Here is a 21,599-nt window from a genome sequence, read left to right on the forward strand (position 1 = left end):
TCACGTTAATCCCTCCTCTTGAACCAAAACCCCAAATATTCCTGCCAATCCCTCTTTCAAAAAGGGTTCTAGTTCTAATTCATATACAAACAATTGCTTCCCGTTCCGTTCCAAGATTTCCATAGCAGTCAGCAAGTTTTCGGATTGTATTATCTCTTCACACGCAGGAATTTCAATCCTTAGCGGCACTTTTTCATCCAGAATCATGGACGAAACCTCCAATGATCGTGCCATAAAGAATTCTTCTTCATTTTGCACATTAATAATTGCCTGTTGAAGTGCATTTCGTAATGCCATTGTGATATTCAAATCGACACTGCCATACCATCCGTCATTGGTTCCAATCCACACAGCCGGGAATCCAGCAACTTCCTCACCGATTCCAATAGTCGGTGCTCCCTGCAATGTCGTCAGTGCCTGCAAATAAAAACGACACCGTTCATCTTCTACCGAACTTAACTCCACTGGGAGGACTGAATACTCCTGTTTAAGACTTTGGATGATCAACTCCTCGTCCAAACACTTTTGCAAACCTCGGCAAACACTTTCCGCGAATGATTCACCTGCTCCAACCTGCACTTCCGGTGGTAGATCGAGCAAACCGACTATTTGTGATACATACGCTTCAATTCCGGACAGACCCGCTTCCCTTCTTGCCTCCTCATGTGTCAGACCTGTACAGACAATATCACCCAATATGTCAGCTGGCCTATATGCCAATGGGTTGACTGGCTGAACTCGGCACTGAGCCAATGGCAGTTGCTTTAAATCACCCTCCTCCCAAATATGAAAAATTCCGGTTACCTTAGATGTCAAATGGTTAAAGGAAAGGAGTAATTTACCCGGATCTCCTCTTTCGATTCCTTGTACTAATCGCATATCTATATCTTCAACCAATCTAGACGATGTTTGGCCAGTCACCAGCGGATGGGGCATAAATGAATGCCAGTTTCCTTCTAACGTTTCCAAATCAAGAAGAAAGAATTGATTCTTCTTCTCCTTTTCGGTTACACCGGTAACGTCTTTAAACAACTCAAATACGATGACATTTGCCAGCATTGCTAAGGGTGTCGAAGAAGAAGCATAAAATTTCTGCTCTCTTAAGAGTGTCTCTTGGTGAATACGGCGCCATGCAGACTCCCAGTCCACCTCTGAGTCTGCATGTACTAACGGACCCGCTAAACCCGCCTGCTTTAAACAGATAGCAGGGAGAAACACTTTCTTCTCTTCCTTGCTAACCCTATGTAGAAGTCGGAGTTCCTCTACATCATCCTGTTCTGACACATATAAAATATAACCAAACGGTTTCACTATTTCCTCCCAAGAACTTTCCCCCTGCTTGTTTAGTGTGACCTCTTCTATCTCCACATCGGCGTCTGTTTTATGGGCATGTTCCACGAGTTCCATCAACCGCTGTCTATTGGTCTGAACACTGTCAGTAATCAACGTATGGAACTTGGGCAATCCGGAATCAAGTAACGACGCAACCAATGAAACAAAAAAAGGACCAGATCCTATTGCCAACACTTTTGCCTGACGATAGGTCTGAAAACGAAACGCTCCCGAATCAACCAAGTTGTCTACAAATTCAATTTGAGATGCATACTTTTTTAGAACATGATCCTTCAATTGATGTGAACGGTCTTGGCTAACATCTCGAGCAAACCCATTTCGATATAGTGCCTCTGCAATTTCAAACACTCTATCTCGGTATGCCCTCGGCAATCCGTTTGTCAAATACTCCAAGGTGTACTCGCCATTAAACATTGGTATCAGCTTTTCAACCCATTGATCGATCATACTGCCTTCCATACGAAATGAGCTTACATTGTTCCGAAAATACACACCGCTGTTTGGATCAGGGAGAAAAAACGTGTCCCTTTTCACCTTCAGACGCATAGAAGGGTTCATATTCGTCATTTCGCTCCTCCTTAGCCGTAGCTTACTTCATATTTAATTATCATCACTATCATCCTATGTATCTCAATTTGTCCCTTATGTTAATTGTTATAGAGAAGAGCCCATACAAAAATTGTAGGGGCTCTTCTCCTGTCAATTTCTACGTGGAGTTTTCATTTCAAGTCGAAATCTATCAACCGCCGCAACGATGGCCTCCGCCACCGCAATTGTGTCCTCCGCAGCGATGTCCGCCACCGCAATTATGGCAGCGATGTCCGCCACCGCAATTATGGCAGCGATGTCCGCCTCCGCAATTATGGCAGCGATGTCCACCGCAATTATGGAAGCAACTGTGGAAGCAATTAAAGCAGCTAAAACAGCTAAAGCAACTAAAACATCCCCCAATACCGCCGAAACCACCGATACCACCAAAACCACCAAATCGAGTAGGATCAGAATAGTACATGCTTGGGTCAAAAGGAACTGCCTCGGTCGCTTGGAAGTCCCCAAGACTTAACCCCTGGAGTTGACTTTGGAAATCATTCATTTTCAATACCTCCTTATATATTTAAACAAGGGCAGTAGCAACTTGAAACGGGCACAGAACAAACTAGAAAATAGGTAAATACCGCTATACCTTCCCCAACAAATTATGTAAAATGCGTGGGTATTGCTACTAATATAAAAGCCTATTTTATTGTTTTAAACCTTCAAGGTTGAGAAAAGAATGTTCTCAGGATAAATAGGAAAAGAGGCCCAGCTATGGGGCCCCTATTATTCTATAAATCATTTACATAAGATTTTGCATAACTTACCTAACTCATGACGAGCCCGCCATCAACAAACAGTGTCTGCCCTGTCATAAACTGACTCCATTCCGAGGATAAGAATAGGACAGGTCCAACAATATCCTCCGGGTGAGCAATCCTCCTTAACGGGGTTTGGGCTATGATCATTTCCTTTACTTCTTCTTTTGTTTCTCGGCTTGCAGCGGTTGGGTACACCAAACCAGGTGCCACACAATTCACTCTAATCCCGAAGGCTCCTAGTTCAACTGCCATATTGCGGCTAAACCCTATTAACGCTGATTTGGCGGTTGTATAGTCATGGTAAGGAACTATCGGCCGTTCGACTAAGTTTGTTACGATATTAACAATGCTTCCCTTTGTTTGTTTTTTCATTAAGGGGATGGCTTGTTGACATACATAGTAACTAGATTTTACTGCTCCATCAATTTGTTCTTGATAGTCTTCCCATTTTAATTGCGAGAACATTTTTCGTGTATCGGGATTAAAGACATAGGGTTTAAAGGCATTATTGACGACTACATCTAATTTGCCTACTTCGAGTTCAATTTGCTCCATCATACGTTTTACGTCCGATTCAGACGTTACATCTGCTTGAATCGCCCAAGCATCACCACCAAGCTCAAGACAAGAAGCCACTGTTTTTTCTGCGGCTTCTTGATTGTGTACGTAATTAACAATGACCGTGGCCCCTTCTGCTGCAAAACCTCTCGCGATGGCTGCACCGATTCCTCTGCTTGAACCTGTAACTAATATGATTTTATTCTCAAATTTTCTCACAAGCTCCCCCTATTTCATAAAGTCTTCAACGATAACTTCTGACATTTGTAAATCCTTATCAATTAGTCCCAGCTCATTATAGATATCAGCACCCTGTTGTAGGACATCGACTTCTAATGCCCCTAAACCTCTTTCGCTTGTTGCCTCCGAAATACTCGTTTCGTTTCGCAGTTTTATAATTTCTAAATTATGTTTTTCATCCTTACCGTCAATCGCATGTTTTACGGCTAAGACAGCCGCTTCCTCTGGCTCGCTAATCATCCATTCCGCACTCGTCTGATAGGCCTCAACAAACTTTTTTAACAAATCCTTTTTTTCGTTGTACGTTTTTTCTGTGACCACGAAGATATCACTTGGGACATTAAGATAATCTTTCACTTCAAGTACATTGACATCCACCAATCCCTTTTCTTTTGCTGTCACTAAGCCAGTGTCTGTGGCAGCTGTTGCGTCTACCTGACCTTGCATTAACGGCGCAAAGTTCAAAAGACCTGTTTCAACAATCGTGACATCCTTTTCAGAAAGGCCTGCTTGGTTTAATAGAACAAGCAGATTTTGCCTAGTACCACTAGAAAGGCTATATACGCCAATCTTCTTCCCCTTTAAATCTTCTGGTTTAGTGATATTGCTTTCTTTTAAAGAAACAACATTGAATACGTTTTGAGGATAAATATTATAAATGACCTTCAATTTCTCCCCTTGGTTTAAGGCAAAATAGAGCGAACCTGGATCAGTAAAAGCGATATCTGCTTTACCTGAAAGGATATTTTTAATCGCATCCCCGCCTCCTGCACCTGGGATAAATTCAACATCTAAACCCTCATCCTTAAAAAAATCCTTTTCCTCACTAACGAGCAGGTTCGTTTGCTCCGAAATCGGCTGACTCCAGCTCGCAATTTTTACTATGTCTAACTCTGTTCCTGCAGCTTCTTGCTGATTATTCTTTGATCCACAAGCGGTTAACAACAACACGAGAATGATGACAGCTGCTGTAATACTTCTTTTCAATTTCATTTGTTTAACTCCTCAATGGTTTTTATATTGAAATAAGCGACGTTCAATAAAATAAATAAGTTGATAGAGAAAAGTTCCAAGGATGGTAATTAAAATAAGCACCGAAAACATGAGCGGTGTGTCCATCATCCCTTGAGAGGCAATAATCAAAGCACCTAATCCCTCACTGCCGCCAATAAATTCACCCACTACGGCACCGACAACAGCGAGAACAACAGCAACCCGAAAACCAGCCATGATACTAGGCAGCCCGGCAGGTATTTTTAATTTAAACAATGTTTGCCATCGGCTGGCCCCTAAAACCCGAAACAGCTCTAATTTTTTAGGATCGGTATATTGAATGGCGGTAACAGTGTTTTCCATTAACGGGAAAAAGCAAATTAATGCTGTAATTACCACCTTAGACGTCATTCCAAAACCAAACCAGAGAATAAATAATGGTGCCAGTGCCAGTTTGGGTACAGCTTGACTTGCTATCACATAAGGAAATAATAGCTTTCGGATAAACTCGACTTCCCCCATCCAGATGCCAGTAAAGATGCCTAACAAACTACCTATAAAAAGTCCAAGGACAATCTCTAAACTTGTTCGGAGAATATGTGGAGTATAATAACCGCTCCTTAATCCTTCTAAAAGTGTGGTCACGACAACAGACGGTGCTGGAAGGACTAGTTCGGACATTTGCTTAGCCAGCATTTCCCAACACAATAGAATCAAGATGAATAATAACCAGGAATATATTGATATTTTTTTCATCTTTGTCCTCCACTAATGGCAGTCCGGATTTCCAGGCAAAGCTGACTGAACTGCCCGGAATATCGACTATCTGGTGTATGTCGATATTGTAAATCTACAGAGAAATCATTGATGATTCTCCCTTTATCCATAACGGCAATCCTGTCTGATAAATAGACTGCTTCTGAGATATCATGAGTAACAAATAGCACGGTCATTCGATGGAGATTGCAAAGCCGGAGAAGATCATCTTGAAGCTCCTCTCGTGTGATAGCATCAAGTGCTGAAAAAGGCTCATCCATATAAAGCATTGTCGGCGAACCAATGAGCGCTCTTGCAATCGATACACGACTTTGCTGCCCACCAGATAAACGAGTTGGGTATTGCATTTTTAAATGGGATAGCCCCATTAAATCTAATAGGGATTCTGCTTTTTCTACATGTTCTTTTGTTACTTTACGTTTAAGAGATACGGGTAAAAGAACATTATCGATTACGGTTTTCCATTCCAAGAGGGTTGGTGCCTGAAATACAAAGCCAATCTTGTCTGAAGGTTTTATCCTTTCACCTTGTAACAGAATACAACCCTCATTTGGGGTTAATAATCCTGCCGCCAGCTTTAATAACGTGGTTTTTCCACAGCCACTTTTACCAAGTAAACTGTGAAACTTTCCTTTTTCAACATCGAAACTTACGGTGTCGACAATCAGGTTATTTTCTGCATAGCTGTAACAAACATCTTGTAAACTCAAAAAAGCCATTTCTGCCTCCTAATCGATATAAGCTGCAAAATATTCTGCATACTCTTCCGCTGAATGCTCAATATCAACCATTTGAACCAAATCTATTAAATTAAACCGGCCATCATGATGCCAGCCTGATTCAGGTGAAGTCATCTTACCTAGAGCAGTAATTCGTGTTACACCGACATTCCCCAATTTTTCAGCCCATTGAAACAGTTCCTCCGGAGCGGCGGCAATACCAGCACTCTGTAAGAATTTGCGATAGGGTTCAATACTTGGCAAAATGTCTTCTATTTCGTCAAAAGCAATCACTTTCACCGCACGATTGGAACAAGTTGGGGAGAACGCCGTACCTTCTTCATAAACAACATTCCAATGATTGTCAGTTTGCCCAAATACTATTTTCGCAGGGTTTGAAAAAGAAGAAACTTCTTCTTGGTTACGCCAGTGGATGCTCGCAGTCATTTCTTCCAATGAAAGTGTGCGCCTAGGGAATCGTTTTTGATAACTTTCCAACTCTTGTGCAAGATACTGGGCAAACTCAGCGGGTGATACATTTCCCCCATTTTGAACATAGAAAATATGAGGAGAGTAACAACCCTGTTGATCAAATTGGATTATATCAAATGCCGCATGATGTGCTGTGGTCAATGCTTTCCGTGAGTCTAGAGCCGAATTGCTAATCGCCCCGAAACTGACTTTATGACCGAATGGAAGGAACCTGGTGGTGACTGGAATTCTATGACTCATGGATTCTAGCGACTGATTACTACCATAGCCGACCACCACGTCAGGATATTTAAAAATCGCCTGTTCTCGCGCCTCATCTCCGCCCTTCCACCATACAACGGCTAGGCAATCTTTTAATTGAGGAGCCACCTCGACTAAAACCTGTGCAAACCAGCCCGCAAACAACGGCTCGGCACTGGATACCTTACCAATATTGCCAGCCTTCACTAATAACCCTGAAATGAGACTCCATAACGGGAGTGCCGGTACATTTCCTGCCCATACATGAAGAATCAATTCAGGCCCCACAGCTTTTGAATATCCTTTTTTTACACGGGGCTGAAAATCATCGAGCAGCAAGGGATTTCCTAAGTCCTCAACCACAAAGCGCTGCAGTTCATGTTTGCGGAACTTTTTTAAAAAGGCAGTCAGTCCCAGACGAATCATTTCTTCATCGTATCCAGTAACAATTGGCAGCAGTTTTTCTGCCTTTTTCCGGTAGGTTGAATTACGGTCGAGCAGAACTTCTATCGCAGTGTCAATGATTGAAATAATTTCGGTGATACTCATGTTTTTTAATACTTCTGCACTTGCTGTTTTAATCTTCTCTGTCACCAGTTGCATTTGCTCCATCGTTAGAAGAGGCGCTTCTACCTCCAGCTCTTTACCCTTTCTGGTAAAGGTAAGGATCTTGGTTTCTATGATTTCGTCCCCGATATCGGGAAGGTAGCCAACTCTTTCTCTCATGCTGTTGGCCCCGTAGCTGCCTGAATAAATTCCTCCACGGCTATTGAACAGCCCTTTGCCTCTGTTCCTTGGACCCTGCCTAGGAGAAGGAACCCCTCACCGACCTTCATGCCTAAGTCTTCGGTCAAAATAGTAGTGACAGAATTAAAGTTTGCCAGATCACAATGGACAATAACCCCGCGTTCCCCTTCAGCCACTTCCTCACCTGTAAACGGATGTATAATTCTCGTTTTCAGCCAATGAGGTCCTGACTTAACAGATGGAACCTGTTCATTTCCAGAGTCATAGAGCTGTGAACTTAACTCCGTCATGCCGTACATATTGATACAATCTTTCCTTGGAACTCCTAGTACTCTCGATAACTCCTGATAAAAATCATCCAGTTCCCATTCTTTTGACTGATTTTTAAATCCACCTGTATCTAAAATCTTACTTCGAGGCGGCAATTGAAAGCTGCGGCCGATTTTTGTTAGTTCTTCAAACAAATGAACAAAACTGAAAGAGGCACCTAACAATGCATAAGGCTCACCGGACTGTTCTGCCTGCTCCAATTCTTGAATCAGCCTCTCAAGATCAATCCCATTTTCCCCTAGAAGATAGTGACTTTCCTCTGTACCAAACTCCTGTTTCGCAAGCGCTAAATAGCGAGCTAATGAGGAATTTGGCATTTCTTCCTCCGTTGGAAACAGTATACCCATGCGAATTTTTCCGTCACCTTTCATAAAGCGCTGTTTGAAATAGGTTTTCATCGATAGATTCCATACTTGTAAGGTCGGATGGTAGTGCTTCCCTTTCACACCTTTTGTAGTACCGCTTGTCATAAAATACCTTTCCGCTTCTTCTGGCGGCGTACAGGTTAGGGCCACTTCTTTAAATGCATTAATCGGCACCGCTGGAATGTCCTTCCATGATTTCACCGTCCGAATGGTTTTGCCTTTTTGCTGACAGTACTTCCGAAATGGAAGGTTATTTGTGTACTGATATGCGAATAGTTGTAAGGCATTTTGATTAAATTCATCGTCTGATAGCGAATCAGATTGAAGAATCGTAAGTAATTCGTTTATGATATTCTGCTGTTCCATGAAGGTAGTTCCTTTCTATTTCAATGTCGTTCCATTATGAGTAAATACAGCTACTTTCTTCTTTAAAAAGACAGAAAGGATGATGGCGCCAATAAGTGCACCTGCGATCGAGCTAAAAATAAATAACGGTATAAATCCAAACACTGCTGCTTCTTGACCCATTAATAGAGTGGCGATTGGGTAGCAAAGAATCGCACCAAGAATACCAGTTCCAATTACCTCACCGAAAAAAGCCATATAAATCTTTCTGGTTTTCATAAAGAGGAGCCCTGCCAACAACGCACCAACCATACTTCCTGGAAACGCAAAGACCGAACCAGTCCCCATGATATTTCGTAAAATTGAGACACATAGTGCCTGTGCAACGGCATAAACCGGTCCTAGCAGGACAGCAGACAAAACATTCAAGAAATGCTGAATCGGAAACACCTTGGTGAAACCAACCGGAATAAACAATAAATTACTCGAGAGTGTACCAATCGCGATCATCATCGCTGTCAATGTGAGTTTGTGCGTTTTTCTCATAAAAAAAATCCCTCCAATTTTTTAATAAGCACTGGGGGACTACCGGTTTATACCATATCATTATGGTTCAAAACCAATGTATCGTATCGTTCACTTCCCTACGCTGGTACTACCCAGATCAGGTTCAGGGGTTTAAGACGAAGATCGTCGTCTAATCTCAGCCAGTTTCGGCTCCCCCAGTGCAAGTATGAAATTTTTATCCTTCAAAAACACTTTTTCTTAAGTTTTTTGCCGCTTCTGTAACAGAAGGTGCATGGCTAATCGCGGTAATGACCGATACGCCATCTGCTCCGGCTTTGATAACAGATCCTGCATTATCTGCTGTGATTCCGCCAATTCCGACAATTGGAATACTTATTCCTCTGTCACGCAATTCCTCAATCAATTTCGTTCCGTTTGAAGGCTTGGCATCTTCTTTTGTTTTCGTTGGAAAAACGGGTCCGATACCGAAATAATCGGCTCCACCCTCTAATGCGCTCATTGCCTCATCGTAACTATGTACAGATACTCCAATGATTTTATCGTGGCCAATCTTCTTTCTGACTTCATCTGCCGGCTCATCTTCCTGTCCGATATGAACACCGTCCGCGTTAAGTGCAATAGCCAAATTGATATCGTCATTAACAATAAAAGGTATCTGGTGCTGTCTGCATAATTGCTGAAGTTGTTTGGCCAGTTCAACTTTTGCATTCCCTGTTAAAGCTCCGGTACCTTTTTCGCGGAACTGAAAAAGGGTAATTCCTCCTTCAATAGCAGCTTGTAAAACGGAAGCTGGATTATCATTACAGTTGGGACTGCCCATGATAAAGTAAACTTTCAATGCCACTTTTATTGAATCACAATTGCGAATATTCATGCTGGTCACCTACCTCATCGCCACCATTCTTTTTCGATATGCCCAGTGATTTGTTGGTCCATGACCTTGACCAATTAGCAGTTGATCTTCAATCGCCGCCTGGATAAAATGCTTTGCTTTTGATACAGCTTCATAAACACTTACCCCTTTCGCTAGTTCTGCTGTTACAGCGGCTGAAAACGTACATCCTGTTCCGTGAGTATTCTTTGTCGGAACTCTTTTACTCGTAAAGGTCTTAAATTCGTTCCCATCATATAAAAGATCGACCGACACATCACGGTCTTCATCATGTCCGCCTTTTATGACCACATGTTTAACTCCTAAGTTATAAAGATATTTAGCGGCTTCCTCTTTATCCTCATCTGTTCGGATTGAGATTCCTGTTAAAACTTCCGCCTCAGGAATATTTGGTGTAACCACCGTCGCCAGCGGTAACAAATACTTTTTCAATGAGGTAATAGCCTCAAGTTGGAGGAGCGACGCCCCGCCCTTTGCAATCATCACGGGATCAACCACGACATTTTGCCAGTTGTAGTGTTCTATTTTTTCAGAAACCGCTTTGATAATTTCTGCATTAAACAGCATTCCTGTTTTAACGGCGTCTGTACCCATATCTTCGCCAATCGAATCAATTTGCTTGCTGACGGCTTCAGCTGTCATCGGATAGACGGCTTGAACCCCCAGAGTATTTTGGGCAGTAACGGCTGTCAGTGCCGACATCCCGAAAACATCTAACTCTTGAAAAGTCTTTAAATCTGCCTGAATTCCAGCGCCGCCGCCGCTATCGGAGCCTGCAATCGTTAATGCTTTTTTCATGATGTCCACTCCTTATACCTGTTTGTATGACGATAATTGTTCAATATCCTCAGAAGTAACGAGGGATAATTGATTTAAGAATTCAATTTGAAAACTGCCAGGTCCCAAATGACCCGCCTTTTCGAATGCTTTCTCCGCTGCAATTCCATAAAAGCTTAACGCTGACAATCCAGCAAGCAGAAGGTTCTTTTCAACTCCTGCAAAGGCTCCGATGACAGATGTTAACAGACATCCTGTTCCTGTCACTTTTGTTAACAGCGGGTGGCCATTGGAAACCAAATACGTCGTCGTCCCATCTGTCAGCACATCATCTTTCCCGGTAATCACAACAGTGGTATTCAACTTTTGCGCCGCGGTTACAGCCAATTCGATATTGCTTCCTTGATGTGTACCACCATCGACGCCCTTTATTTCCCACTTTTCACCTAGAACATTGGCGACTTCTGCAGCATTTCCGCGAATAACAGATACGTTTACTTCTTCGATTATTTTTTGTGCCATTTCTGTGCGGAACGGCGTAGCTCCTGCACCAACGGGATCGAATATTACAGGAATTCCCAGCTCATTTGCTGTTTTTCCAGCTAAAACCATCGAGCTCACCACGTCCTTGTTTAATGTCCCGATATTCAACACAAGCGCACGTGAAATTCTCACCATATCTGCCACTTCTTCCGGAGCATAAGCCATCACAGGCGACGCCCCAACTGCTAAAAGGCCATTCGCGGTAAAATTGGTGACCACTACATTGGTAATATTGTGTACGAGCGGGTTTTCATCTCTTACTCTTTGTAAAATAGAACTTACATCGTGATGATTCATCACTGCACCCCTATCTTTTTTAAATAAACCTTACTCTTTTAAACATAAGGCTCTGTTATTATTCATTGTTAATTTCCGTATAGGGTTAAGAATTCATAGGCGGAAAATTTCCGGCTATTGTATATAGAGGAAGCTTAAGAAGCAGATATAAGCGGAGATATTCCGGTTAACTGCTTTAAATAATACAAAATCCAAGGATTTGGATACAATAAGCGGAAAAAATCCGCTTATTTTTAAGGAAATATGGGTATTTCCCAATTTAAACGGAAATTCTCCGCTTATTTTCCAAACACAGCGAAATCAAAATTCAGTTTTAAAAGAGCCAAACATAAAAAAACCAGATCCATCATAATAGGACCTGGCTTAATAGTTAGAGAAAAAGGTAATTTCACTTAGCTACTTTCCTACGCTGGTATCATCCAGATCAGGTCCAAAGGGTTAAAAAACGTACGTTTTTCTCTCAGCCCGTATTGGGGCACCCCTAGTAGGTAACTTCTTATATAATTATTTTCTATAATAGTCTACAATTTTCGATATGTAAAGTTTTTTTGATTACTGGTGTTATGCAAAAGATAATGATAAGGTAATATTTTTGAGTGTTATTTTACAAAAAGTAAGAAATGAGGAAATAAAAGATGAACATACTATGGGATTTTGATGGAACACTCTTTGATACATATCCAGCACTGGTCGAAGGTTTTGTTACGTTAAGTCAGCGTGACCTTGAACGCAATGAAGTATTACGGTGGCTGAAAGTCGATTCAAAAACCGCATTTAAACATTTTGGGATCGATGAAGATCGACGTGCTGAGTATAAACAACTTGATATAAAATATTCAAAAGAAAGCAAGCCGTTTGAACATTTAGAAGAAGTGTTAGCAGCCGTTGAAAACAATATTATTGTGACTCACCGTGATAAAGAATCTGCATACAATCTGCTTGAAAAATATGGATTAACAAAATACTTTAAAGAGATTGTTTCGGTGGAAGAACAAGGATTCAAAAGAAAACCTCATCCCTCTTCTTATCAATTTGTTTTAAAAAAATACGATATCGATTTGGTGGTAGGTGACCGGGAATTGGATTTACTTCCTGCTAGACAATTAGGAATTAAAACGGTTGCTTTTCAAAATCGCAACATCGAAGCTGATTTTCATCTAGATAGCTATGCTGAATTTATTCCTGTCGTTTTCAAAAATAAAAGCTTGTAGAATTTGTCCAATTGGACATTTTCTACAAGCTTTTTTCATCCTGTTATTTCACAATCATAAAAAACCTATATCTTATACTTTTATTATACTTCTGTGTGGTTAAGTTGTGGCCAGAGAATAGTGACAACTTTGTTAAAGGAATGATACGATCACCGACCCAATCCCTACAATCAATAAGATCATACCGCCAAAACGCGTATTCCAAATGTATATTCTAGATGGTTCTGTATCATCATCAGATTTCCTGCTCTCCGTTATCAGCCAAATGAATGAAGGGTTTATGATAAACAAAACGCCTATAATGATAAAAAATACTCCAAGTGCTAACATTATAAAAACACCTCCTACGTACGCTCCTCTTACTAAAACATACGTTAAACGTGCAATTTTGGCACATCCCCTAAATAAAAAAAATCCCTTATGTCCTACAGGTCCTGCCTGTCTACACAAAAGGGATTTATCTGCATGTTATGCTACTTTTTTGATATCGACTTTTTTACCTTCTTTTATCTTCTTCTTATAATCAGCTGTTGCTGTGAAAAGAACATCTGTTGAAGAGTTAAGTGCCGTTTCAAAAGAGTCTTGTAATACACCGATAACAAATCCTACACCAACTACTTGCATTGCTACATCATTAGGAATTCCGAATAAGCTACAAGCTAGAGGAATCAATAATAATGAACCACCAGCGACACCAGATGCACCACACGCACAAATAGCAGCAACGACGCTGAGGAGAATCGCTGTAGGGATGTCCACTTGAATGCCAAGTGTATGAACGGCTGCAAGGGTTAACACTGAAATCGTAACCGCTGCACCAGCCATATTGACGGTTGCACCTAATGGAATCGATACAGAATAAGTGTCTTTATCTAAATCTAGTTTTTCACATAATTTCATATTAACCGGAATGTTGGCAGCAGAGCTGCGTGTAAAGAATGCGGTAATACCACTTTCTTTGATACACTTGAAAACAAGTGGATAAGGGTTCTGACGTACGTTGACGAATACAATGAGTGGATTGACAACAAATGCCACAAAAAGCATACATCCAATCAGGATGATAAGTAATTTTCCATAGCTTAATAGTGATTCAAGTCCATTTGTTGTAATCGATTCAATTACGAGACCCATGATTCCTAATGGTGCTAACTTGATTACCCATGTAACCATTTTCGATATTGCGTCTGAGAAATTAGTAATCAACGTTTTTGTCGTATCAGGGGCATTTCGTAAAGCCAACCCAAGGACAATCGCCCAAGCTAAAATACCAATATAATTTGCATTTGCAATCGCATTGACCGGGTTATCAACAACATTCAGCAGTAATGTTTTCAGAACCTCTACAACACCACCTGGAGCTGCCAACTCCTCTGCGCCTTTTGTAAGAGTAATATTTACTGGGAAAATAAAGCTAACAATAACGGCAATTAATCCAGCAAGAAATGTCCCTAAAAGATAGAGGGAAATAATCGATTTCATATTTGTTTGCTGGCCGCTCTTGTGCTGCGCAATGGCAGACATAACCAGGAAAAGTACCAATACTGGTGCAATAGCTTTTAATGCTCCGACAAATAACGATCCTAAAATGACAACTGGTTTTGCTACTTCAGGAATTGCAACAGCCAGGATAATACCAATTAGTAAACCAATAGAGATTTGCTTTACCAGACTGATTTGATTCCACTTTTTCAATAAATTTTTCATAGATGTACCCCTCCCACTTGTATTCATCCGTTTTCACCAGACAAAGAAATACTTAGTTGTGTTTCTTTCTATCTCTAATTCGTTACCCCTTTTCATTAAATTCTAACAAATAGAATTATAATGAATTTTTAGATATATTACAATAACATATCTTTAAGATTAGTATAACAACATCATATTCCTTAATCAATAAGAAATGAACGATATGTCTTTGGTAATTATTATCGTTCGTATTTTAACTACTAACTTATAACAAAAAATTGATAACGTTCGTTTTTAACATCAAATTTTAACACAATCTAAATGATTATAATGAAAAGCCACTATACGATTTTTCTATTTCTTTGATAGTAATTTGTTATTATTGTATAAATAAAGGAAGATAGTAGGATTTACTTTCTGCTTACATCTTTTTTAAAATACTAAAAGGAGGTTAGTGTTATGGTTAAAAAAATAATCATCCTTGGCGTACTCATATCGATATTATTCGTGTTAGTTATCATAAAATCACAAACTACTATACCGGCTACCAAGCAAAACAATGAATCCTCTAACTATACAACAGTGGAATATAAAATTACTAAAATTGTAGAGGATCAATACTACGGACTTAGTGAGGATGGAACAAAGATTGTTTTTTCTGCCGATAGTGTTGACATGGATGACAATATACAAGTCAATGATCAAGTCGTTTGCTACTTTGAAAAAGATAATATTGGTAAAGGGCTTATAAAAGTCGAAAAGAAATAATTATAAAAAAGATCGAACCTCTCTTGTATCAGAGAGGTTCTCTTTTGGAATATAAACCGCGGCTATGGTGATCCTTCAATTTGTTCCACCAAAAGCTTAGCGTATGTTTCTCCTCCTGCTTTTGTTAAATGAACACCATCGTTTGCAAAGAACTCAGGATGACCTGCACTTGCAAGATACCAATCTATGAGTACTGTATTGGATTGACTGTCAACGATTTCTTCTAACGTAGTATTCACGGTACTTTCCCAAGCACGTGGTACGCGACAGTTTACAAGAAACACTTTTTTGTTTCCAAGACTTCCTATGACATCCATTAAGTCTTTCTTAACAAATGGTCCATTTGTACCTAGTTGTATGACAACGTAATCCCCTAATTGACCATTGGCTTCTAATTGTTTCAACACTTCTGGAATCTCAGCCATTTGCCGGCCGACTCGGTAATCGATCACCGCCTCTGGGTATTGGTTTTTAAAGAATGGTGCCACATCATGGAGAATGGAATCACCTATAACCGTAACACTCTTTACATTTAGGGCTGGTTCAGGAACAGGTTCCAGAGTTGGATTATTCTTCAAATCTATATCATTGAATGAATCTACTGTTAAAGGCGTATTAGTCGGAACCGTAACAGTTGTTTTTCCCGCAAATACAACGCCAATTCCGATTACGAATGCAATAAATACAACACCGCTTCCTAACACAATCCTTTGTTGAAAAATGTTGAGTTTTTTAAACGCTGTTAACGTTAATGTAATCCGCCCTGTTCTAATCGGAGTTTCTACAAAATGATAGGACAAAGCAGAAAGAATTAAAGTAGCAACTATTTGTAAGGCCATTCTCCAAATGTTTATTCCATCTGTGTTTATAATCGGGGTGGTAAGGATAATAATCGGATAATGCCACAAATAAATCCCATAGGAACGAACCCCGATCCAACGTAATGGCTTGACACTTAACCATCTTCCCACCTTACTAGCAGGATGAGCCAAAGCTGCTACCACTACAGTGGTAATAACGGATAATAAAAGCATTCCCCCCTGATAGTGAAAAGTATCGAATTCAGATGTAACCATAAACATTATGATTAGGAGCATTAATCCCGTAATTCCCACAACTTCTAGAACCCAACTTGCATGCCTTGGTAAAGTCTTAGATAATCGTTGACTTGGCCAAATGAAGGCTAGCGCTGATCCTAGCAGTAGTGAAAAAGCTCTTGTATCCGTTCCATAGTACACGCGTGATGGATCTTCTCCCGGTATATAGAGGAATGCCATTAACCAAGCAGAAGTGACGACTCCAGCCATGATAGCGAAAACTCGAATCTTCTTTCTTTTTATAAAAGTAAAAACAAGAATCACCAGCAGCGGCCATATAAGATAAAATTGTTCCTCAATACCCAGTGACCATATATGGGTTAGAGGTGAAGCTGGACCAAAGCTATCAAAATAGGAAACTTCACGAAAAATATACCACCAATTTGTAACATACAGAAGTGATGGAAAAAAATCGGAACGTAATTTTTCAAACGAAGGATGATTCGTGAAAATCACCATTAAGGTCACGATAAAAATCATACTCAATAATGCAGGAGCCAGTCTGCGAAAACGCCGAATCATGAAGCGAAAATAATCAATTTTATTGTTTTTGTTCCATTCATCAATAAGTATGTCTGTAATCAAGTAGCCAGACAAAACAAAGAAAACCGTTACACCTGAAAATCCACCCTGAAACCAAGGGATATTCAGATGGTAAAGAATAACCCCAATGACGGCTATAGCTCTAAGACCATCCATTCCTGGCATATATCTACGTTTATCGTTGCTTGGGACTCTCATTCCATCCTCTCCTCCCTTTTATCATGAAAGGACAAAAAAACATTAGAGGTTTTAATTACGCCCCTAATGTTTTTTATGATTACGATGGGTTAATCATTCCCTAAACTATGTTTGTTCCTGTTTTAACATTTTTCTTACATGTACAAGTTCTATTCGTTGTGCAAACAGTTCGGAGTGAGGATAAATCTAGGCAATATTTAGACCCTTAGTGAACCGCGAAAACCCCTTGCAGCATAGTAGGATTCTGCTCCATTGTGGTATACAAAGACCGTTTCGTACCGACGATCACAAAAGAGAGCTCCACCTAGTTTTCTAATATCAGCTGGTGTTTTCACCCAGCTCGACGTTTTCAGATCGAATTTTCCAAGTTTCTGCAGCTCCCGGTATTGTTCTTCCGTTAAAAGTTCAATGCCTATTTCAGCTGCCATATCCATCACACTATTTTCTGGTTTATGATTTTTCCTAGAGTCGAGTGCCTCACGGTCGAAACAAACACTTCTCCTTCCTTTAGGACTTTCTGCAGAACAATCATAAAATATGTATTCACCCGTCTCGTTATCAAAGCCTACCACATCCGGTTCACCGCCAGTACCTTCCATTTTATGGAGCGACCACAGTTTTTCAGGATTCGTTTCAAGTCTATCTTGTACTTTAGACCATTCAAGACCTTCATGCCGGTTCGTATTTTTCTCAAAACGGGCTTTCAACGTGCTGAGTAGTTCTTCACGTTGTTCTAGTGACAACTCCTTATTTTCCTTTGTCATATTGGTTTCCTCCTCGTTTTTACTCTAAATTGTTGTAAGTATAAACTTTTTATTAGTTAAATTAATCCATATAACAACGTTAATTTTAATTATAGATTAACACTCCCTTTACTACAATTGCCCCACAGTTTAACTAGAAATCAATCAATTTATATTTATATTCATTTAATTCTAAAAGTTATATATAATACAATTTAAGAAATTTATATTTGGAACTTATTATATTCAGAAAGGTGATTGTAAAATGGAAAACTTTTATCTGTTTGTCCTTATGTGTATTCTTCTAATCATTTTACCTGGTCCCGATACTGCAATTGCTACCAAAAATACTGTCACTGTTGGGAGAAGCGGGGGTCTTAAAACAGCTTTAGGTACTTGTTGTGCCCTTCTGATTCATACTTCGGCAGCTGTGTTAGGACTTTCAGCCATTATTGTGAAATCTGCTGTATTATTTTCTGTCTTCAAATACGTTGGTGCTGTTTACTTAATTTATCTGGGGATTAAAACATTATGGTCTTTGAGGAAAAAGGAAGAAGCAGCAAGCGTTGAGATGGACACAAAAAGCAAGTTTACAAACAAATCTTGTTTTAAACAAGGATTCCTTACAAATATCCTAAATCCCAAAGTTGCTGTCTTTTTCTTAACCTTTTTGCCTCAATTCGTTGACACTGGAAGTAATACCTTTATACCGTTTCTTGTAATGGGTATCACGTATACTGTATTGACTGCAATATGGTTTCTACTTTATGTGTATTTAATCAATCAGGTTAGTGCTTTTATGAAAAAACCAAAAGCACAAAATATAATTGAAGGAATGACAGGTACGATACTGATAGGCTTTGGTATAAAACTAGCACTAGAAAAATCCCCTAATTAGATGTTTATTCGTTCTATAAGGTAGACCCTTGACTTATCTAAGTCAAGGGTCTAATTTTTTACTCTAGTTTGGGAGTAATTATGTAATAGGTACCATTTACCATTTTTCAGAATATTAAAAAATCAAAAATTTACCTAAAAAAACCGTTAGCCTGACTGTAATCTTCTACTATTTTTGTAATTCATAAATTTTTTTTACATCATTTAACGATGGCATACCAGATTGAGCTCCCAATTTGGTTACTGATAAGGACCCTGCAATGGCTGCAAACAAAACTGCATCTTTTATATCTTGGTTTTTACTCAGTTCAACTGCAAGAGCCCCATTAAAAGTGTCACCAGCACCGGTTGTATCAACCACATCTACTTTTAGAGCATTTACTAGTATTTTTTCGTTAATTAGGTGAAATTCAACCCCCTCTACACCTTTTGTAATAATACTTTTTGCCCGAATGATATCAAACTCCTCTTTTGTTGCTTCCTCTAATAGTTTTTTATACTCATGTTCATTTGGTGTCAGATATGTAATATCCATTAAAAGATCATTGGGTAATTTTTGATACGGGGCTGGATTTAAAATAACTGGAATCTTATGCTTCTTTGCAATTTGTGCTGCTTTTATAACCGATTCCAATGGAATTTCTAATTGCAGTAGCAATGTATCACTTTTTCTAATTTGTTCTTCATAAGAGCTCACCCATTCTGGTGTCACTTCTTTATTTGCTCCAGGTACCACGATAATTCTATTATCATCATCGGAAATGATAATAGAAGCTGTTCCAGTTTCTTCATTAGTTTCTACATCAACGTAATCGACATTCACATTTTCTTGATTTAATATTTCTTTTAGTTTCTTTCCAAATAGATCATTCCCAACTTTTCCAAACATATAAACCTCTGCTCCCAGTCTGGCTGCAGCAACTGCTTGATTCGCTCCTTTCCCACCAGGAAAGGTTGAAAATGCTTGACCTGTAATCGTCTCCCCTTGTTGCGGCATTTTTTCAGTGACCGTCACAAGATCCATGTTTAAACTCCCTAAAACAGTAATTCTTGGCTTTTTCAATTTCATTCACCTATCCTTTCCATAATGATAAGAAAAAGGACCAATACGGTCCCTTTTTTATTTCATCAATAAATTTGGTAAATAGAGGACAATTTCAGGAACTAACGCAAAGATTACCAGAAGACCGATTAGTACTAATAAAAACGGCCAAATTTCTTTTGTAAATTCAACTACTGAACACTTCGCGATACTTAACGCTACATACATAATTGTTCCTACAGGCGGTGTAATTGTTCCGATCATTACATTAATCGCTAAAATAACTCCAAAGTGTAAAGGATCAATTCCAAATTGAGCTAGAATAGGCATGATGACTGGAGTGGTTATGATTATAATGGCCATTCCATCCAAAAAGCATCCCAAAACTAATAAGATAAACATCAGTAATAACATAGCTACTACTGTAGAATTTGCAACATTCTGGAACATGGCCAATACTTTTGCAGGACCTTGCGCATAAGCTAGCACCCAAGCAAACGGTGCAGAAGCTGCAATAATGATACCGATTGAAGATGACATCGTAACGGTCTCTAGAATTTTCTTTGGTAACTCCCTAATCTTTAAATCTTTATATACAAATAATCCAATTATCAATGAATAGATTACAGCAATGACTGCGGATTCAGTAGCTGTAAATAATCCTGAGAAAATACCTCCAACGATAATTACTGGCATGAGAAGCGCCCAAAATGCCTCTTTAAATGCTAACAAAATCTCTTTAAATCGGGCTCGTTGTCTTTTTTCGAATCCTCTTTTTTTGGCTATAAAATAGGAAACGATCATTAAGGAACCGCTCATCATTAAGCCAGGGATGGCTCCTCCTAAAAACAGCTTACCTATAGATACACCTGCAAGACTGCCATAGATAATCATCGGAATACTTGGGGGAATTATCGGACCTACCGTTGCGCTAGCCCCTAAGATGGCGGATGCAAACCCTTTCCCATATCCTCTTTTAACCATAGTAGGGATTAAGGCAGATCCGGTTGCGGCTGCATCCGCTACACCTGAACCTGAAACCCCACTCATAAACACGTTAGATACAACGGAAACATGAGCTAAGCTTCCTCTAATATGTCCCACTAATACTTCTGATAAATGGATTAGGCGTTTTGTAATTCCGCCTGCCTCCATGACAGTGCCAGCCAAAATAAACAGTGGAATTGCTAGCATCGGAAATGAATCTAGTCCGAGAGCAAGTCTTTGAGGAATCGCCTGTAAGGGAATGGTATCTTGTACCAATATCGCGATTAAAGATGATCCGACTAACGAGAATCCAACTGGAACACCTATTAGAAGGAGAACCAATAAAGAAATTATAAGAATAATCAGCATAACATTGTTCTCCTTCCTATAATGGATTGCTAGCCCTTTTAATGGTAGTTAAATATAGTTCTTTAATAGTATAAATAATTAACAGAAAGCTAGATAATGGAACGGACAGATAAACAAGTCCTGTTGGAATCTGTAAACTGGTAGTTGGTACATTCCAGGTTTGTAGAGTTAAATTCCATCCGTATATGACGAGGGTGAAAAATAAGGCGAGTAATGCCACATGGATGAGTATATGCACGATTAGACGTATGGTCTTAGGAAAAAAATTACCCACTAAATCAATGACAATATGCTTTTTGTGTTTAAAGGCTACGACGGTGCCTAGGAGTACGGACCAAATAAATGTATACCTTGCCAATTCATCGGTCCATACTAAAGCAATTTCAAAAAATCGAGCAAAAACTCCGAGAGCGACAGAAATACACATAATGATAAAGAAGATACAACTAAAAATTTCCTCCATATTTATTAAAAACTTCATATTTTTCATCATTCCATCACTCC

22 protein-coding genes and 2 riboswitches are annotated in these 21,599 nt (G+C 39.6%); of the genes, 3 read left to right on the forward strand and 19 right to left on the reverse strand.

The annotated features are described in order from the left end of the window. The 12 genes from QFZ28_RS14965 to thiM form a co-directional block, all read right to left on the reverse strand. A complete protein-coding gene (locus QFZ28_RS14965; RefSeq protein ID WP_307195367.1) occupies positions 1–1,920 on the reverse strand; it encodes a putative thiazole-containing bacteriocin maturation protein in 1,920 nt (639 codons plus the stop codon). A 172-nt stretch (positions 1,921–2,092) separates the two neighbouring features. Then, positions 2,093–2,446 carry a heterocycloanthracin/sonorensin family bacteriocin gene (locus QFZ28_RS14970; protein WP_307195368.1) on the reverse strand — a complete coding sequence of 118 codons (354 nt, stop codon included), beginning with the start codon at positions 2,444–2,446 and terminating at the stop codon, positions 2,093–2,095. 268 nt (positions 2,447–2,714) lie between these two features. Further along, a complete protein-coding gene (locus QFZ28_RS14975) occupies positions 2,715–3,485 on the reverse strand; it encodes a 3-oxoacyl-ACP reductase (protein WP_307195369.1) in 771 nt (256 codons plus the stop codon). 9 nt (positions 3,486–3,494) lie between these two features. Continuing rightward, positions 3,495–4,499 carry an ABC transporter substrate-binding protein gene (locus QFZ28_RS14980; RefSeq protein ID WP_307195370.1) on the reverse strand — a complete coding sequence of 335 codons (1,005 nt, stop codon included), beginning with the start codon at positions 4,497–4,499 and terminating at the stop codon, positions 3,495–3,497. A gap of 12 nt (positions 4,500–4,511) precedes the next feature. Next, positions 4,512–5,255 carry an ABC transporter permease gene (locus tag QFZ28_RS14985; RefSeq protein WP_307195371.1) on the reverse strand — a complete coding sequence of 248 codons (744 nt, stop codon included), beginning with the start codon at positions 5,253–5,255 and terminating at the stop codon, positions 4,512–4,514. Further along, entirely contained in the window at positions 5,252–5,995 is a 744-nt protein-coding gene (locus QFZ28_RS14990; protein WP_307195372.1) for an ABC transporter ATP-binding protein, read from the reverse strand. Before QFZ28_RS14990 ends, QFZ28_RS14985 begins: the two co-directional genes overlap by 4 nt. A 9-nt stretch (positions 5,996–6,004) precedes the next feature. Beyond that, positions 6,005–7,453, reverse strand: coding sequence for an acyl-CoA reductase (locus QFZ28_RS14995; RefSeq protein ID WP_307195373.1), 1,449 nt, complete (start codon positions 7,451–7,453; stop codon positions 6,005–6,007). Then, entirely contained in the window at positions 7,450–8,535 is a 1,086-nt protein-coding gene (locus QFZ28_RS15000) for a LuxE/PaaK family acyltransferase (RefSeq protein ID WP_307195374.1), read from the reverse strand. Before QFZ28_RS15000 ends, QFZ28_RS14995 begins: the two co-directional genes overlap by 4 nt. A gap of 15 nt (positions 8,536–8,550) precedes the next feature. After that, positions 8,551–9,060, reverse strand: a complete 510-nt coding sequence (thiW, locus tag QFZ28_RS15005; RefSeq protein WP_307195375.1) for an energy coupling factor transporter S component ThiW — start codon at positions 9,058–9,060, stop codon at positions 8,551–8,553. Positions 9,061–9,138: 78 nt separating this feature from the next. Beyond that, positions 9,139–9,248: riboswitch (TPP riboswitch) on the reverse strand. Positions 9,249–9,256: 8 nt separating this feature from the next. Then, the gene (gene thiE / locus QFZ28_RS15010) at positions 9,257–9,916 is read right to left on the reverse strand and encodes a thiamine phosphate synthase (protein WP_307195376.1); all 660 of its coding nucleotides are present in this window, start codon (positions 9,914–9,916) and stop codon (positions 9,257–9,259) included. A 9-nt stretch (positions 9,917–9,925) separates the two neighbouring features. Next, complete coding sequence (gene thiD, locus QFZ28_RS15015; protein WP_307195377.1) at positions 9,926–10,732, reverse strand: bifunctional hydroxymethylpyrimidine kinase/phosphomethylpyrimidine kinase; 807 nt, start codon at positions 10,730–10,732, stop codon at positions 9,926–9,928. A gap of 12 nt (positions 10,733–10,744) precedes the next feature. Then, positions 10,745–11,551, reverse strand: coding sequence for a hydroxyethylthiazole kinase (gene thiM / locus QFZ28_RS15020; RefSeq protein ID WP_307195378.1), 807 nt, complete (start codon positions 11,549–11,551; stop codon positions 10,745–10,747). Between the two features lie 384 nt (positions 11,552–11,935). Next, a riboswitch (TPP riboswitch) is annotated at positions 11,936–12,044 on the reverse strand. A gap of 142 nt (positions 12,045–12,186) precedes the next feature. Here thiM and QFZ28_RS15025 point away from each other — a divergent pair. Beyond that, positions 12,187–12,762, forward strand: a complete 576-nt coding sequence (locus tag QFZ28_RS15025; RefSeq protein ID WP_307195379.1) for an HAD-IA family hydrolase — start codon at positions 12,187–12,189, stop codon at positions 12,760–12,762. Positions 12,763–12,894: 132 nt separating this feature from the next. Here QFZ28_RS15025 and QFZ28_RS15030 read toward each other — a convergent pair whose 3' ends face one another. Continuing rightward, entirely contained in the window at positions 12,895–13,092 is a 198-nt protein-coding gene (locus QFZ28_RS15030) for a DUF6199 family natural product biosynthesis protein (RefSeq protein WP_307195380.1), read from the reverse strand. 138 nt (positions 13,093–13,230) lie between these two features. Beyond that, on the reverse strand, positions 13,231–14,469 hold the full coding sequence (sstT, locus tag QFZ28_RS15035; protein WP_307195381.1) for a serine/threonine transporter SstT: 1,239 nt from the start codon (positions 14,467–14,469) through the stop codon (positions 13,231–13,233). Positions 14,470–14,910: 441 nt separating this feature from the next. Here sstT and QFZ28_RS15040 point away from each other — a divergent pair, with 441 nt between their 5' ends. Next, positions 14,911–15,219 (forward strand): hypothetical protein, encoded by a 309-nt coding sequence (locus QFZ28_RS15040; RefSeq protein ID WP_307195382.1) that lies wholly within the window; start codon positions 14,911–14,913, stop codon positions 15,217–15,219. 62 nt (positions 15,220–15,281) lie between these two features. Here QFZ28_RS15040 and QFZ28_RS15045 read toward each other — a convergent pair whose 3' ends face one another. Together QFZ28_RS15045 and QFZ28_RS15050 are read right to left on the reverse strand one after the other, a co-directional pair. Then, entirely contained in the window at positions 15,282–17,057 is a 1,776-nt protein-coding gene (locus QFZ28_RS15045; protein ID WP_307195383.1) for an acyltransferase family protein, read from the reverse strand. A gap of 197 nt (positions 17,058–17,254) precedes the next feature. Further along, positions 17,255–17,821 carry a DUF4256 domain-containing protein gene (locus QFZ28_RS15050; RefSeq protein WP_307195384.1) on the reverse strand — a complete coding sequence of 189 codons (567 nt, stop codon included), beginning with the start codon at positions 17,819–17,821 and terminating at the stop codon, positions 17,255–17,257. A 244-nt stretch (positions 17,822–18,065) separates the two neighbouring features. Here QFZ28_RS15050 and QFZ28_RS15055 point away from each other — a divergent pair, with 244 nt between their 5' ends. Beyond that, the gene (locus QFZ28_RS15055; protein ID WP_307195385.1) at positions 18,066–18,698 is read left to right on the forward strand and encodes a LysE family translocator; all 633 of its coding nucleotides are present in this window, start codon (positions 18,066–18,068) and stop codon (positions 18,696–18,698) included. Between the two features lie 168 nt (positions 18,699–18,866). Here QFZ28_RS15055 and rbsK read toward each other — a convergent pair whose 3' ends face one another. From rbsK to QFZ28_RS15070, 3 genes are read right to left on the reverse strand one after another with little or no spacing between them, the layout of a single operon-like run. Next, the gene (gene rbsK, locus QFZ28_RS15060; RefSeq protein ID WP_307195386.1) at positions 18,867–19,760 is read right to left on the reverse strand and encodes a ribokinase; all 894 of its coding nucleotides are present in this window, start codon (positions 19,758–19,760) and stop codon (positions 18,867–18,869) included. Between the two features lie 57 nt (positions 19,761–19,817). Beyond that, positions 19,818–21,095: a TRAP transporter large permease gene (locus tag QFZ28_RS15065; RefSeq protein ID WP_307195387.1), complete on the reverse strand. Its 1,278-nt coding sequence runs from the start codon at positions 21,093–21,095 to the stop codon at positions 19,818–19,820. Between the two features lie 16 nt (positions 21,096–21,111). Continuing rightward, the gene (locus QFZ28_RS15070) at positions 21,112–21,588 is read right to left on the reverse strand and encodes a TRAP transporter small permease (RefSeq protein WP_307195388.1); all 477 of its coding nucleotides are present in this window, start codon (positions 21,586–21,588) and stop codon (positions 21,112–21,114) included. Positions 21,589–21,599 lie beyond the last annotated feature (11 nt).

Origin of the sequence: Neobacillus niacini (assembly GCF_030817695.1) — a bacterium.
Lineage (GTDB): Bacteria > Bacillota > Bacilli > Bacillales > Cytobacillaceae > Neobacillus > Neobacillus niacini_F.

Coding starts and splice junctions, on each gene's coding strand:
- QFZ28_RS14980 (WP_307195370.1), bottom strand. CDS start 4,499: ATGAAATTGAAAAGAAGTATTACAGCAGCTGTCATCATTCTCGTGTTG.
- QFZ28_RS15070 (WP_307195388.1), bottom strand. CDS start 21,588: ATGATGAAAAATATGAAGTTTTTAATAAATATGGAGGAAATTTTTAGT.
- thiE (WP_307195376.1), bottom strand. CDS start 9,916: ATGAATATTCGCAATTGTGATTCAATAAAAGTGGCATTGAAAGTTTAC.
- QFZ28_RS15055 (WP_307195385.1), top strand. CDS start 18,066: ATGGAAAACTTTTATCTGTTTGTCCTTATGTGTATTCTTCTAATCATT.
- thiW (WP_307195375.1), bottom strand. CDS start 9,060: ATGAGAAAAACGCACAAACTCACATTGACAGCGATGATGATCGCGATT.
- QFZ28_RS15000 (WP_307195374.1), bottom strand. CDS start 8,535: ATGGAACAGCAGAATATCATAAACGAATTACTTACGATTCTTCAATCT.
- thiM (WP_307195378.1), bottom strand. CDS start 11,551: ATGAATCATCACGATGTAAGTTCTATTTTACAAAGAGTAAGAGATGAA.
- QFZ28_RS14970 (WP_307195368.1), bottom strand. CDS start 2,446: ATGAATGATTTCCAAAGTCAACTCCAGGGGTTAAGTCTTGGGGACTTC.
- thiD (WP_307195377.1), bottom strand. CDS start 10,732: ATGAAAAAAGCATTAACGATTGCAGGCTCCGATAGCGGCGGCGGCGCT.
- QFZ28_RS15050 (WP_307195384.1), bottom strand. CDS start 17,821: ATGACAAAGGAAAATAAGGAGTTGTCACTAGAACAACGTGAAGAACTA.
- sstT (WP_307195381.1), bottom strand. CDS start 14,469: ATGAAAAATTTATTGAAAAAGTGGAATCAAATCAGTCTGGTAAAGCAA.
- QFZ28_RS15045 (WP_307195383.1), bottom strand. CDS start 17,057: ATGAGAGTCCCAAGCAACGATAAACGTAGATATATGCCAGGAATGGAT.
- QFZ28_RS15025 (WP_307195379.1), top strand. CDS start 12,187: ATGAACATACTATGGGATTTTGATGGAACACTCTTTGATACATATCCA.
- QFZ28_RS15065 (WP_307195387.1), bottom strand. CDS start 21,095: ATGCTGATTATTCTTATAATTTCTTTATTGGTTCTCCTTCTAATAGGT.
- QFZ28_RS14965 (WP_307195367.1), bottom strand. CDS start 1,920: ATGACGAATATGAACCCTTCTATGCGTCTGAAGGTGAAAAGGGACACG.
- QFZ28_RS15040 (WP_307195382.1), top strand. CDS start 14,911: ATGGTTAAAAAAATAATCATCCTTGGCGTACTCATATCGATATTATTC.
- QFZ28_RS14995 (WP_307195373.1), bottom strand. CDS start 7,453: ATGAGAGAAAGAGTTGGCTACCTTCCCGATATCGGGGACGAAATCATA.
- QFZ28_RS14985 (WP_307195371.1), bottom strand. CDS start 5,255: ATGAAAAAAATATCAATATATTCCTGGTTATTATTCATCTTGATTCTA.
- QFZ28_RS15030 (WP_307195380.1), bottom strand. CDS start 13,092: ATGTTAGCACTTGGAGTATTTTTTATCATTATAGGCGTTTTGTTTATC.
- QFZ28_RS14990 (WP_307195372.1), bottom strand. CDS start 5,995: ATGGCTTTTTTGAGTTTACAAGATGTTTGTTACAGCTATGCAGAAAAT.